The 14,278-nt window shown below is 61.1% G+C and carries 10 protein-coding genes; 1 reads left to right on the top strand and 9 read right to left on the bottom strand.

Annotated elements, in window-relative coordinates:
• Positions 1 to 31 precede the first annotated feature (31 nt).
• The 7 genes from CHB75_RS10570 to ectA all read right to left on the bottom strand — a co-directional run bounded on the left by CHB75_RS10570 (position 32) and on the right by ectA (position 6,811).
• Positions 32 to 769, bottom strand: a complete 738-nt coding sequence (locus tag CHB75_RS10570) for an aspartate racemase/maleate isomerase family protein (protein WP_089270590.1) — start codon at positions 767 to 769, stop codon at positions 32 to 34.
• On the bottom strand, positions 769 to 1,920 hold the full coding sequence (locus CHB75_RS10565) for a M24 family metallopeptidase (protein ID WP_089270518.1): 1,152 nt from the start codon (positions 1,918 to 1,920) through the stop codon (positions 769 to 771). The genes CHB75_RS10570 and CHB75_RS10565 overlap by 1 nt, the downstream gene beginning before the upstream one ends.
• Positions 1,917 to 2,993: a diaminopropionate ammonia-lyase gene (locus CHB75_RS10560; RefSeq protein ID WP_089270517.1), complete on the bottom strand. Its 1,077-nt coding sequence runs from the start codon at positions 2,991 to 2,993 to the stop codon at positions 1,917 to 1,919. The genes CHB75_RS10565 and CHB75_RS10560 overlap by 4 nt, the downstream gene beginning before the upstream one ends.
• 113 nt (positions 2,994 to 3,106) lie before the next feature.
• Positions 3,107 to 4,537: an aspartate kinase gene (locus CHB75_RS10555; RefSeq protein WP_089270516.1), complete on the bottom strand. Its 1,431-nt coding sequence runs from the start codon at positions 4,535 to 4,537 to the stop codon at positions 3,107 to 3,109.
• Positions 4,538 to 4,549: 12 nt separating this feature from the next.
• Complete coding sequence (locus CHB75_RS10550) at positions 4,550 to 4,942, bottom strand: ectoine synthase (RefSeq protein ID WP_089270515.1); 393 nt, start codon at positions 4,940 to 4,942, stop codon at positions 4,550 to 4,552.
• 5 nt (positions 4,943 to 4,947) lie between these two features.
• Entirely contained in the window at positions 4,948 to 6,231 is a 1,284-nt protein-coding gene (ectB, locus tag CHB75_RS10545; protein WP_089270514.1) for a diaminobutyrate--2-oxoglutarate transaminase, read from the bottom strand.
• Positions 6,232 to 6,280: 49 nt separating this feature from the next.
• On the bottom strand, positions 6,281 to 6,811 hold the full coding sequence (gene ectA, locus CHB75_RS10540) for a diaminobutyrate acetyltransferase (protein ID WP_089270513.1): 531 nt from the start codon (positions 6,809 to 6,811) through the stop codon (positions 6,281 to 6,283).
• Positions 6,812 to 7,092: 281 nt separating this feature from the next.
• On the opposite strand from ectA, the gene CHB75_RS10535 reads away from it, so the two are divergent.
• Positions 7,093 to 7,578, top strand: a complete 486-nt coding sequence (locus CHB75_RS10535) for a MarR family winged helix-turn-helix transcriptional regulator (RefSeq protein WP_089270512.1) — start codon at positions 7,093 to 7,095, stop codon at positions 7,576 to 7,578.
• A gap of 99 nt (positions 7,579 to 7,677) precedes the next feature.
• Here the strand turns inward: CHB75_RS10535 and CHB75_RS10530 are convergent, their stop codons facing one another.
• Positions 7,678 to 12,471: a translocation/assembly module TamB domain-containing protein gene (locus CHB75_RS10530; RefSeq protein ID WP_089270511.1), complete on the bottom strand. Its 4,794-nt coding sequence runs from the start codon at positions 12,469 to 12,471 to the stop codon at positions 7,678 to 7,680.
• The gene (locus CHB75_RS10525; protein WP_245840884.1) at positions 12,468 to 14,273 is read right to left on the bottom strand and encodes an autotransporter assembly complex protein TamA; all 1,806 of its coding nucleotides are present in this window, start codon (positions 14,271 to 14,273) and stop codon (positions 12,468 to 12,470) included. Before CHB75_RS10525 ends, CHB75_RS10530 begins: the two co-directional genes overlap by 4 nt.
• Positions 14,274 to 14,278 lie beyond the last annotated feature (5 nt).

The following is a 14,278-nucleotide window of genomic DNA, read 5'->3' as shown; positions in this document are numbered from 1 at the left end:
CCTACGAAGTGAACAATTCGATCTGCGGCCCTCAGCACTCCGCGAACAGCCGCCCATATCCCTGCATCCGGTCCCCGACCCCGGCACGGCGCAGCATATGCCAACCCAGCACCTGATTGCTGGACAGAACCGGCAGGCCGGTCCGTGCCTCCAGCGCCGCGATCACCTCAAGCGTCCGCAGGTTGGTGCAAGACAGGAATATTCCGTCCACACCGCCCTTGGCCGCCAAAGCCTCGGCCGCCGCAAGGATCGAAACCGGGGCGATCCGCACCACCCTGTCCTCGCGCGCCTCATTGAAACTGCCGAAAACAGGTGTGTCGATACCTTCGTCTGCAAGCACATCGCGTAAGCGATCCGACACCTCGGCCACGTAGGGCGACAGCACCGCCAACCGCCGCAGCCCCAGCGCCGCGCAGGCCGCGACCAGCGCGCTGACAGGATTGGTGACCTCGGGCGTTGGCGCGGCGGCCCTGACCAGTTTGGACACCACCGCTGGGCCGATGATCGCCGACCCCGAAGTGCAGCCATACCCTATGACAGCGTAACTCTGCGCCTGTGGTAACAGCCGCGCCGCAGCGGGTAGATCGCGGGCCATCTGACGCAGGGTGTCGGGGGTCACCTCGTCCCCGCTGGGGACACGGCTGACCAGAAGATTGATCTGCGCAGGGATCAACTGGCGCAGATCCCGCTCCAGGCTCTCATCCGTTTGCAGCACGATCAGCCCAATGCGCAACTCGTCCGTGGGCAGTGCCTCATAGGCAAAGTCGATCACAGGATCCCCTCCAGTATAGGGATGTCCGGCCCCGCCGGTGGTGACAGCCAGTCCGGCCCGTCACTGCCAATCACGATGTTTTCCTCGTGTACCATGATCCGTCCATCCGTCATGGCGATGCAGGGTTCAAGCGTCAGAACCATGCCGACCTGCATTTCGGAAATGTCGTCGGGCAGAATGGAAAACCCTTCGGTCAACTGCATCCCCAACCCGTGACCAAGACGCCCCGGCGCCGTACGCGCGCCCGGAACCGCCGACATCGCAGCATGAAGATCGCAGGCCTTGGCCCCGGCCCGGGCGGCGGAAAATCCGGCAGCCGTTGCGTCGATCAGGCGGGCATGGGCATCGCGGACCTCTTGGGATGGCTGCCCGACTGAATAGTTGCGGTCAAAGTCGCAAAAGTACCCCTCGTGCACCAATCCGGTGTCCAACATGAGCACGTCCCCAGCCCGCAAAGGCGCGCTGGTTGCGGGCGAAATCACGTCGGCATAGCCGCCCTGATCCGAAGCCCCGGCAAGGTAGGGCACCCAGTCGGCGCCTTCCTCAAGGCAAAGCCGCTGGAAATCGCGGAAGACACGATCCAGCCCGACGCCCGCCGCAGCGATCTGCGGCACACGGTCAAACGCCCGCCCGCCGATGGCGCAGGCCTGCCGGATCAGCGCAATCTCTGCCGGGGATTTCACCGCCCGTAGATCCTGAACCAGCCCCTGATCCGGCACGATGGACATTCCCCCCAGAACCGATCGCAGCGTAAAATAGTCCGCCAGAGGCATGCGCAACTGTGTGCCCGGGCCCATGGGCATGCCGATCCGCCCACCCGGCGCGAGTTCCGACAAGGTATCGGCCAGCATGCTGATTCCGTCATCACTGGGGCGCGGGGCGGGCCAGCAGCGGATATCGCGGACCCAGGTGCGCTGCATCAACGCCTCTCCGATCGCCGGGATCACTGCCACCGGATCACCCGATGCCGGGACGATCAGGAACCAGGGTCGGCTCGGGCTTTCCCAGAACCGCGTGAGAAATCCGCTGAAATAGCGCAGATCGGCCTCAGACGTGACCAGAAGGGCACCCAGATCAAGGCCCGCCATCCGCGTCTGCGCCCGCGCGACGCGGTTCCGGAATTCAGAGGCGGGCAGGCTCAGGCTCATGGCGCTTCGGTCACAAAGGTCAGCACACGTGATGTTGGATCCAGACCAAGGGCGTCGCGGTGTGTCCTGCTCAGCATCACGGCTGCAAGGCTGGCGCCACCCGAGGCGGTCGTGGCGACGCCAAGGTCCGCCAGCCGTTTGAGCACGCCATTCACCTCGGGATCCGACAGTGTGACGACTGCGTCCGCATCGCGGGCAAGGCCGCGCAGGGCAATCATCGACGCCTCCTTGCAATCCAGCCGCCCCATATCCGAAACGGGCCCGCGCACCGGTGTGAACGCGCCATTGGCCAAAGACTGCGCGATGCAGGGCGCGGCGTCGGGTTCGACCACCACGACATAGGGTGCATCCCCCCATCTGGCGCGGACATAGACGGCCACGGCGGCGGCAAGGCCGCCAACACCGGCCTGCACAAAAACATGGGTGGGCGGCTCAGTCACCTGTTCCGCGACCTCGGCCATCAGCGCCAGATAGCCCTGCATCAACCGCTGCGGGATCTCGGTGTAGCCTTCCCAGGAACTGTCCGACAGCAGGGTCCAGCCCTCGGCCTCGGCTGTTTGGGCGGCGGCGTCCATGCTTGCCTCGTAGGTGCGTCCGGCGCGCACGACTTCGGCGCCTTTAGCGGTCAGCCGCTGGGCAAAGCTGTCCGGTACGGTGTCCGACAGATAGATCACCGCGCGCGCGCCAAAGATGGCAGCCCCGGCCGCGACCGATAACCCATGATTTCCTGCACTTGCGGTGACAAACGTCCGCCCTTTCAGTGCGCCAAGGGGATCGTCGGGATTAGCCTCGGCAGCGGCATGGGCGATGACATAGGCGGCACCAAGCGCCTTGAAACTGCCCAGTCCCATGCGCGTCCGCTCATCCTTGGCCCAGAGCGTCGCGATCCCGCATTCGGCAGCCAGATCACTCAGATCGACCAGAGGGGTTTCCTGTGCGGCGGGGCAGCGGCCCAGAAGGGCCAGCACCGGGGTGGCATCGTCCAGCGGATAGGGGATGTCCGCAGGCAGGGGAAAACTGGGCGCGGACGGTGTGACGCGGTCGGGGCGGGAAGGGTTGGGTATGAATTCCATGGCGCCACTTGGCGCGGGGAAGTTACGCCAAGTCAAACCCAAATCAGCGCCAAGCCTGCGTAAAAACGGCCCCGCCACAGGGGCAGGGCCGTAATGCGGTCATTTCCGTTGGATCAGGCCACCAGCTTGGCGACTTCTCCGTCGGTGACCATGAAGGTATCGTGCAGCGACTTGATCGAGGTATTAAGCGAGTCGCGCCCGACCACGAACTGCGCATCCACGGTGCGGGTGGTCTGATGCGCACTGATCACGTCTACGCCTGCGCGGCGCAGGGCACCCAAACCACGTTCCAGCACGTGCAGGCCCCGCAGATCACGACCGATAACTGAAACGATCGCCGCCGATTTCACGTTGATATCGGCGTTCGGGTAGAACTCGCTCAGGTCTTTTTCGACCTTCTTGATCAGGCTCAGAGGTGCGTCGACGAAGTGGGTAATGGTATTGGCGTTCGAGGTTTTGGACACGATCCGGCAATTGTACCGCGTCAGACGTTCCAGCACCTTGGCATCGTAGCCTTTGACCCCGACCATATCCTGTTCGAACAGCTCAAAGGCATAGATATCTAGCCCGGTCACGATTTCCGCGACGCCCTTTTCGGCCTCTGCATCGTCGATCAGCGTGCCCGGATCATGCGGTTCAAAGGCGTTGGTGACGCGCAGCGATACCTCTGCCTGACGCAGGGCCTTGGCGGCGGTCGGGTGGATCGCCTCCATTCCCATGTTGCTCAGCTGGTCGGCCACGTCATAGTTGGTATGGCCCAGCTTGCGTACATTCGCGGCACCGACCAGTTTGGGATCCGCCGAAGACAGGTGGAATTCCTTGTGAATGATCGCTTCGCGCGCGTGGGTGAGTGCGGCGATCTGGCTGAAGGTCACTTCGGAATAGCCACGGTCGAACTTGTTCATCAACCCTTCGACGCATTGCGCATAGCCAGTCACGATTGGCATTTCCTGCGTCAGGTCGATATCCGCGAGCCCATCCAGAATCCGTTCATCCAGCGTCATCTCGCGTTCATCGCGCCAGCCCGAAAGGTCCACGAAACGCGCGTTGATGCCGTTACGGCGCAGCAGCAGGGCAGTGACAAAGGCCGAATGGGATTCGCCCAAGCCAGACAGCAATTCGCGCGTCAGGGCCATGTGTTGCGACAGACGGAAATGACCATAGGAACACAACCGTTGCAGGTCGATCAGGCAGGACCGTGCACCTTCGATCCGCTCGCGGACAAAGTCGGCGGCCTGCGCGCGGTCGCCTGCATCGTCCAGAACGGCCTCGTGTGCGTCACGCATGGCGGCATCGACACGGGATAACGCGCCCATCCATGCGTGGCCCTCGGTTTCGTTGCTGAAGTGGGCGTAGACCCCCGGTTCCTGGCTTTTCTTGTGCTCCAGCAACAGGTTGGTGATCCCGCCAAAGGCGGAAACGACGAAGATGCGATTGTATTCAGGATCGTTGACCCGGAACAGTGGTTCCAGCAATTCGGACAGGCGGGACATGGACGTCCCGCCGATCTTCTCTACCGTGTGGTTCTTGAATTCTACAGTCATGCTGTCCCCTGCTTACGCAACCTCTTCGGGCGCGGCATAGGACCCGTCTTCCTGGTGTACCTCGGTGCCGGTCACAGGCGGATTGAAGCAGCAGGCCATGACCAGTTCTTCTTGGGCGCGCAGCACGTGTTTGTCGTGCAGGTTCAGCGCGTACATGACGCCGGGATAGATGTTGTGCGTCTCGCCAGTGGCCAGATCAGTGATCGAACCTTTGCCGGACATGCAATACACGCTCTCGAAGTGGTTCTTGTAGTGGAACGTGTGCTCCGAACCGGCCTTGAGGTAGGTGATGTGGAACGAAAAGCCCATCTTGTCGTCGGCCAGCAGCATCCGCACGGATGTCCAGTCGGCGTCGGAAACGGCGCGGTCGGTGTCTTTGAGTTTGTTTACGTCGCGTACAATCATTTCAATTACTCCGCTGCGATCTTGTGTTGTGCCGTCATGTCCCGGGTCGCGTCGAGAAGGATCTCGAGACCCTTCTGGAACGTCCGGGTCGGCGTTGTGAGGGGGGCAAGGACCTTGACGACTTCGTCATGGGCGCCTGACGTTTCGATGATCAGACCCATTTCAAAGCAGCGCGCGCAGATGTCGGCGGCCAGTTCGCCGGAACCCACATCCACACCCTGCATCAACCCGCGACCCTTGATCGTGGCACCGCCAACCTGATCGGCAACGGCCTGCAGGCCAGCGGTCAGGATCAGTGCCTTGTCGGCAAGGCTCTGCTGGAACGTGTTGTCGCTCCAGAATTTCTCGATGGCAACGCGTGCTGTGACAAAGGCGTGGGTGTTGCCGCGAAAGGTGCCGTTGTGTTCGGCAGGCTTCCAGATGTCGAGTTCTGGCTTGATCAGCAGGGCGGCAAAGGGCAGGCCCATGCCCGAAAAGCTTTTGGCCAAGGGAATCAGGTCCGGTTCAAAGTTCATGTTCTCGAACGAAAAGAACGTCCCGGCCCGGCCGCAGCCCGCCTGAATGTCGTCCACGATGAACAGCGCGCCGTGCTTTTTCGCGATCTGGGCAATACCCTCCATCCAAGCGGCAGATGCGGCGTTCAGGCCGCCTTCGCCTTGAATAGGCTCGACAATAAAGGCGGCGGGGGCTTCGATCCCGCCCGACGGGTTGTCCAGCATCGCTTCGATCACCTGAAGCGTATCGATGTCGCCGAGCGATCCCTCGAACGGCATGCGGGTGACATCGCCCAGCGACACCGGACCGGCACCACCGCGCTTGCCGATATTGCCGGTGGCCGCCAGTGCGCCCATGGTCATGCCGTGAAAACCGTTGGTGAATGCGATGATGTTGCGACGCCCCGTGACCTTGCGCGCCAGCTTCATCGCCGCCTCAACCGCGTTGGTGCCGGTGGGGCCGGTCATCATCACCTTGTGATCCATGCCGCGCGGCTTGAGGATCACATCCTCAAAGGTCTGCAGGAACTTCGCCTTCGTATCGGTGTACATGTCCAGAGCGTGGGATATGCCGTCGGCCATGATGTGGTCGATCAACGCCTGCTTCATGTCCGGATCGTTGTGGCCGTAGTTGAGCGATGAGCACCCGGCGAGAAAGTCGATATAGGTCTTGCCGTCTGCATCGGTCATTTCCGACCCGGAGGCTTTGGTGAACACGGTATCAAAACTGCGGCAGTAGCTGCGCACCTGGCTTTCACGGGTTTCGAAAATGGTTTTCTGTGTCTCAGAAGACATATGGCATTCCTTTGATTGGGGGGAGGAGAGGCTGGGCGGCTTGCCTGAGTCAGGCGACGCTCTTCAGCGCCTCTCGGAAAAAGATGGTGACCATGTGTTCGGTGGCATGTTCACCCTGAAAGTGGGTATCCCGGGTAAAATGCGCCTCGGACGACAGATCTGCGCCGTTCTTGTTGGCGAACTTGCGAAACAGCGCCCAAGAGGCATCGTTGTCCAGCGTGATCGTGGTCTGCATCCGCTTTGCATTTGCCGTTTCGTCGCGCCGCATCAGTGCGTCCAGCATGCGTGTGCCAAGGCCGATCCCGCGTGCATCTGCAGACACGGCCACCTGCCAAACAAAGACGCAGTCCGCGTCCTGCGGCATGAGGTATGCCGAGATCCAGCCGATGATCGCCCCGTCCATTTCGGCCACCACGCAAGTGTCGCGGAAGTGGTCCGATTGCAGAAGGTTCGCATACATCGAGTTTTCGTCCAGCGGCTTGCATGCGCGAATCAACTCCCAGATGTCTGCACCATCCTCACGGACGGGCTTGCGAAAAGTCACAGTGCCTTCAGGCTTGACGCTTTGCAGTGTTTGCACGGGAGTACCTCGGTTTCATTGCGTTGTCTTGGATTGCTTTGAGTGACTAAGTAGTTTCTTTCCGCAGTTGTTTCAATGATTAAAGTAATAATTCTTCATGACGTGATTTGTTCCACGAAAATATGAATGAATTTACGTTTTCATAGGGTATCTTGCGGTAAAATGCTTAGTTTTGTATATCATACTTCATGTTAGATCAAAGTAGACTTCAAAGTGTTTCGGGGAGTTGTGCAATCCCACGGTCTGGGCGTAAGCTCTCCCGAACTGAGGACGAGACCGAAATGGACAGGACCGATACCAGCCTTATCGCGTTGCGACGTATCCTGCGCGCGACCGAGCTTTACGGACGTGCACTCGCGCGCGACGCGGGCGTAACGGCTGTCCAGTTGCGTGTGCTGCAGATCGTGGCCGAGAAGGGGCACAGCACCCCGACCGAAATTGCGACCCGCATGGGTGTGTCGCAGGCGACGATTTCGGTGCTGATCAAGAAACTCGAAGGTTATGGTTTTCTCGAACGGCACAAATCCCTGACCGACCGCCGTCAAACGGATCTCGAGATTACTGCAGCAGGACGCGACAAGGTGAACGTTGCTCCGGACGCGCTGCAACAGCGTTACGTCGCCCAGTTCGAAGGTCTGCCCGACTGGGAGCAGGCGATGATAGTTGCCGTTCTTGAACGGGTGGCGGGCATGCTCGACGCATCGGAAATACCGGCAGAGCCCGTTCTGACCGCAGGGGATATCCTGCGTCCGGATCATCACAGCTAGGCCGGTTGGCCGGATATTCGGTGTTTCAACACCATAAGCGCGCCGCCCATAAGGACGGCGCGCTTATCTTTTGCGGTGAGGCCGCCACCAGCGACTAGCTCAGTAATCCTTTTCGAAGAAGAGCCCGAGCCCGGTGTTGCCGTCCGACGACGCAGTGCCCCGCGCGGTGATGGACGAGGTGATGTCGAGGTTGAGGTTGATTTCGCTCTGGCCCGCAGCCCCCACCGTGACGTCGGTATAAACGTTGTCTGTGAGGTATTTGCCGACCCGCAGTTCCGTTGTGCCATCCTCTGCGGTCGACACGTCGAGATCGTCCACGCCAAATCCCATCCGTAACCTTTCGACAATCCCATCGCCGCCCGTACCCACCAGCGTGTTGATCGCCGAGGCAAGGCGGAGCGCCTGAAAGGCCGAGATCTGTGTCACATCCCGACCGAACAACAGCAGCGCCAACACTTCTTCCTCTGGTCGTTCGGGGCTCGACGAGATGGTCACGTCCGGGTCATAGACGACGCCGCGGATCTCGAATTGGATCGAGGTATCTTCGCGCTGCGTCGTTGCCACAATATTGATGGTGGGAACAAGGCTGCCGCGCATGACGATTGATGCCTGATCCAGTTCGATCCGCTGGCCCAGAATATCGAGCCTTCCGCGCACCAAATCAAACCGCCCGTCGGGCACGATGTCCGACAGGGTGCCGCGCAGGCGGATTTCGCCGCCGAGTTCGGCGTCCAGACCACGTCCCCGGATGAAAATCTGGCTCGGCGCTTTCAGTAGCACGTTGAGGCTGTAGTCCAGCCCACCGCCGCCATCGTCAGTGACTTTGTCAAGCCGCCCGGCACGCGCGCGTGTCTGACGCGATGCTGCGGTTTCGTTGATGTGGCGGAGTTCGAAATTGCCGCCCGCTGTGCCAAGGCCGGTGTCGGCCACCCGCACTTCGACCTTGTCCATCTGTAATGTGCCTTCAAGGGCCGCAGAAGATGCCAGCGGCCCAACCAGCGTCAGCTTGCCACTGATCTCGGTGTCATAAAGTCCGGGGTCGGAGATGGCCACAGCGTTCAGCTGCAGTGCAAGATCACCATTGAATGGAGCGGAAAGGGTGATCGGGCCGCGCACGGTGATGGTGCCCCGGGTCGACGTCTGGGTCGTAAGATCAACATTTGCCTGTCCACTGTTCAGCGTGATTATCGCATCGATGTCGTTCAGGTTCAGGGGCGCTGAAGGCAGCACCAAACTTGCGCCCGCCGTGCGCACAGTTCCCGACAGCGCGTCAAGCCCCGGAGCGCCATTCAGTCGCAGGTTAAAGTCGGCTGTGCCGCTCAAGATGTTGGGTTCCAGAAATATGTTGGCAAGGGCCAATGGTGCGCTGCCCGTGGCCGAGATGTCCGCACTGCTGGCGTCCGGCGCGACCGTGCCGCTAACCTGTGCATTGGTGCCGCCGGGTCCGGACACGTTCGCATCTACACGGTAGCTGTCACCTTGGGTGCTCGCGGTGCCGCTGGCGGTGGCGGGCCCGTTGAAACCGGGTGCGAACAATCCCAGATCGCGAAGCTGTACATCATAAACGAGGTTACTGGACGCGGTCCCAAGTGCGCCGCTGACGGTGGCGTTGATTTGTCCGGTGGTAAGGTCAAAAGCTCGCACCGTTATCACACCGCTGTCGTCGCGCTCTGCGTTCAAGGCAAAGTCGGCCTGACCCGCGACCAGCTTGTCCACAGCATCTATGCCGCTGTGCAGATCCCGGGCGGTGCCGGTTGCTTCGGCGGCAAAGGTGTTGTCTCGGGGATCGAAGCTGCCCGCCCCGGTGACGTTCAGGCTGCCGCCGATGGGGCGGTTCACCAGCCCGGCATAGGGCGAAAGGGAGTCGGCCTTGACGGTGCCCGATCCCGTGATCTGGCCAAAGACCCGATCGGCATACTGCGCCACAACACTAGCATCCAAAGCGACCCCGCCAGGTCCGGTCGCAGTGGCGTCGACCGTCCATTCGTCGCCGGCTTGATCCAGGGTGCCGCTGACCTGCGCAGCGCCGTTCAGGCCCGGTACGGCACGTGATGCATCGGGCAGCCGAACGTCGAACCGCGCGGAACTGTCGGTGTCGCGCAGCACCCCGTTGGCGGCGGCGATCAACCCGCTGGCGTCCACGTCCAGATTGCGCAACAGAATGCCATCGGCGTTCTTTGTCACATCGACCATGATCGTGCTGCGGCCAGTCAGAAGTCCGTCCAACTGGTCGATATTCGTCTTCAGGTCGGTGACCGACCCTTGTATATCAGCGGAAAAGAACTTGGTGGCGGGATCATAGCCGCCCGATCCGGACAGGTCCACGGCCCCGCCAATGTCCCGCTGCGCCAGGGCGGAGTACGGTGCCAGATCAGCGGCTTTGACCGTGCCGCTGCCCTGCACCTGACCCAGAACCGAGTTGGAGTATTGGGCAATGACTTCGGCAGCCACATCTACCCCGCCCGGTCCGGTGGCCTGAGTGTTGAGCGTATAGGTCGTGTCCACCTGCTTTAGCGTGCCCTGCGCCCTTGCGGCACCTTTTAGGCGCGGATCGATCCGCGACGCATCGGGCAGGCGGATATCGAATTTTGAAAGACTGCCGTCTTTGGTTTGCTGCCCGCTTGCCAGCGCCGTCAGACCCGAGGCCTGCAGGTCCAGATTGCGCACGACGATACCGTCAGCGTCGCGCTCGGCTTCCAGAACAACAGTCATCTTTCCGGACAAAAGGCTGTCGACTTGTGGCACATTTGTCTGCAAGTCGGTCGCGCCGCCCGTCAGCGCAACCGAGAAATACTGCGTCGCGGGATCGAATGCGCCTGATCCTGCCAGATCGACCGCGCCTGCGATGTCACGCTTGGCGATCGCGCCATAAGGGGCGATATCATCGGCTTCAATGGTGCCCATACCGTTGATGTTGCTGACGGTGCCGTCTTTGTAACTGGCAAGGATACGGGCCCGGATATCCGCATCACCGGGGCCAGAGGCCGTGGTGTCAAACGTCCAAAGAGTACCGACCTGGTCCAACTGGCCCCGCACCTGCGCAGGCCCGCTCAGCTGCGGCAACACCAGCGCGGTATCGTTCAGCGTCACGTCGAAGCGTGCGGCGCTGTCACTGGTTCGCAGACGTCCCTCAGCGCTAAGTGTACCACCAGTTGCCTCGATATTCAGCGTACGCACCAAGATGCCGTTTTCGTCGCGCGCAGCGTCGATTGCCAGAGTCGCCTCACCGGCCAGAATGCGATCAGCTTCGGCGACGCCCGTTACCAGATCGCGGGTGCTACCGTTGATCGTGGCATCAAAGGCGCCATCCAGTGGTTTGGTCGAGCCGGTCAGGGTGAGGTTCACTGCACCGCCCAGATTACGCCCGGCAAGACCGGAAAACCGCGATATATCGACAGCGGCGAGTTCCGCGTTTCCGATGATTTGCGGCGCGAAGGTGTCGCTGAGGCCAGTGATCCGGATCGAACCGTTCAGGTCCATCCCGGCACCGGTCAAGGTGATTGGTGCCAGATCGAGAGGCGCGCCTTCGTTCCAGTCGAATACGATATCGCCGCTAATCGCCTCGCCCAGGGCGGTGGCCAATTTGGCATCCGTGGGGCTGATCCCATATGCGCCAATGTCGAACCGACCAGCAACGTTTCCAAGCGAGGTCCCTTCGCCCTGACTAAGCCGCCCCAGACCGTTCAGCCGCAGTTGTGCAAGCTTGATATCGGGCCGGTCGAGACCTGATAGTACCAAATCCGCGCTCCAGCTGTCGCTGTCAGAAGCGTTGAAGTTCACATCAAGGTCGAGGCTGTCGATCCGCGTTTCGACCCCGGGAAGCGGTAGCAATAGCGCCCCGCCAGCGGCATTGACGATACGTCCGGCTAGCTCCACCTCTTCCGGCCATTTGTCCGACCCAAGCGCCAGATTGCCGGTAAGCGTCAGAGATCCAGTCGTAAGGTCCAGCGTGTTCAGCCGCATACGTCCGTCAGCAAGAGTCTGTCCCTGCACGTCAAGGTTCAGGTCGGGACCAAAGAAGGCACGGTTTTCGGGCGGCAGCATTGGGCGGATGTCGCCCGAAAGCGTCGCCGAAAAGGCGCTGCCGTCGGGGCCATCATCGGGCAGCGCGGCCAACGTCAGGCGACCATTCAGTCGATCCTCACCGTCCGTTGCCAGTGACAGGTCAGCGCTGAAATCGTCCAGCGGGCCATTGCCCTGCACGTTCAGTGCAATGGCTGGGCTGTCCGGCAGCTCCATCAGCGTCGAGACGATGCCGCCGGGCCCCTCGATCAGGCTCAGGTCCAGAGAAATGTTTTTTGTTTCGTTGGCATAGGCGGCTTTTAGCGACAACTCTCCGGCCATTCCGTCGATCCGTGCGATTTGCAGATTGGCATCAAGCGCTCCATCGGCAAGGCTGGCGGAACCGCTCACTGAAACCACAGCCTCGACCCCCAGAATGGGTGCGCCCAGAACGGCGCGGTCGATGTTCAATTCTTCGATCTCGACCGAAACCGGCAGTTCCGGCAGGCTGAAAGGCTTTGCTTCGGGGTCGGGGAGGGCAGTGTTGGCCACAGGCTTACGCGGCAGCAGCACCTCTTTGGCCGAGAGTTCGGCAATCTCGATCCGCCCACGCAGAATGGCAAGACGATTCCACGATAGGCCGACGTCGTTCAGAGTGATCCAGACACCTTCGGTATCAGAAATTGTCAGCTGTTCGATGGTCGCCCGCGACGACAGGGCGCCGGAAAAACCCTGGATGCGGATCTGACGACCTTCGGCTGACAGGTTATCCTCGAGCAGGGCCTGAAGGTAGCCGCGGTCGTCCTCTTCGGTTTCTGATGACTGCGAAAAGACAGGCTGTGTTGCAAACAGCGCCACGAAGAAAAGAAGGCAGAACCGAATGCGAGTCAAAATGCTTGTCCTATGCCGATGTAGAATTGTACGCCCGAGCCGGTTTCGCCGCTGACGGGGGCCGCCACGTCAAAACGGATTGGCCCGATGCCGGTGTTGTAGCGGATGCCAAGGCCGGCACCGGAATGCCAGTTACCGGAACCGTCGTAAAAACTGTTCTCGCCGATATAGCCCGCATCGTAAAAGGCCACGGCGGCGAGGTTGCCACTGAGGTTCGTGCGATATTCGGTAGAAACGCCGACAAAGCTGCGCCCGCCGGTTGTGTCGTCATTGCCAAGGTCAATGTCGAGCGATTGGTAGGGCTGTCCGCGGACGGTGCCGCCGCCGCCCGAAGTAAATAGATATTCCGGCAGCGTCTTTTCCAGATCCGAACCAACAACCGATCCAATCTGCAATCGCGCTGCAAGCACCTGGCTCTTGTCTTCGACCACCGGGAAGTAGTATCGCGCGTCGCCCTGAAGCCTGGCACCAGACTGGCTGCCGTTCAGACCCAGATAGGGCCTGGTGCTGGCATCGAGGTAAAAACCGGTTCTGGGGTCGAGGTCGCTGTCACGCTTGTCCAGCGTCGCCGAAAAAGGAAAGGTCAGCAGGGTGAAGTTTCTGTCACCCAGATCGTCCTGCGTTTCGGAATAGACAAAGCTTACGCCAGCCTCGGCGGTCAGGAATTCGGAGTAGATCCGGCTCAGACCGAGACCCAGCTCGATACGGTCCGACAGATAGGTCGGCTCGTCCAGGTGCGCGAGTTCGGAATAGATGAACCCATCGGTGTCCGGTCCCAGCACTGCAGGCACTTCGAGCCGCGCACCCAGAGAGTAGTCGATCCCGCTGTCAGCAGAGCCGATGTTCGTCACCTCGCCGTCGATCCGCAGGCGTTCAGCCCCGCCAAAAAGATTGCGATGGAGCCAGAAGCTGGAGAGTTGGACGCCTTCCAGGCTGGATATCTCAGCGCCAAAGCCAAAGCGGCGCGGTTTGGCGTCCACCACAGTGACGCCGATTTCCATAGTGCCGTCAGCGGCGATGGTTTCCCCTTCGGCCAACGCGACCGAAGAAAATGCTCTGGTCCGACGCAGACGCTGTTCAGCCTGGCGCAGGGCTTCGGGGGAAAACTGACTGCCGGTCGGGATCGAGGCGATCCTTCGGATGACTGTCGTGCGTACGGCACTGGGCTGGGTGCGTCGGATTTCGCCGAATTTCACCAACGGTCCCGGGGTGATCCGCATCGCCACATCCAGCTTATTGCGGGCGTGATCTGCAACGACGCTTTGGCTTTCGAGGCTGGCCTTGGCATAGCCTGCGTCGCGCCAAGATATGATGGCGGCGTCAAGGGCGTCTCCCACGCTCAGGCTGCGCGCACGATCATTTCGCCCGAAATTCGACGGCAATTCGGCGCCCGGGGGCAGGGGGGAAATCTCGGCCCGGCCAAATCGGTAAAGCGGCCCCTGATTGATCAGCACCTGCACGTCGCTGAGTTGCGTCGGCACCGAAAGCAGCGGAATGTCCGAAGCTTGGCGCCCGTCGATCAGAATGTCGATGGTGGGCCCATAGTAACCGTTGGCATAAAGCGCATCCAGCAGGCGGCCATAATCCGCAAGAGCGGCGGCAAAGAGATCCTGTGCGGTGACCCTTTCATCTTCGAACGCGGTCTGTAGCGCAGAGGCGTTGCGCAGATAGGAGCGCAACTCGTCGTCCTCTTTTGCCAGCCGGAAAACCACCTTATCGAGGGCATCCGCCGGGGCAGGCACCACCAGCACGGAGACCGCGACAAGCATCAGCCCGCGTGACAGGCCATTACACCAAAACATAAGGC

The sequence above is a fragment of the Puniceibacterium sediminis genome (assembly GCF_900188035.1).
In the GTDB taxonomy this organism is placed as follows: Bacteria; Pseudomonadota; Alphaproteobacteria; order Rhodobacterales; family Rhodobacteraceae; genus Puniceibacterium; species Puniceibacterium sediminis.
The sequence above is the reverse complement of the archived record's forward strand: the minus strand, read 5'-3'. Positions and strand labels throughout refer to the sequence as shown.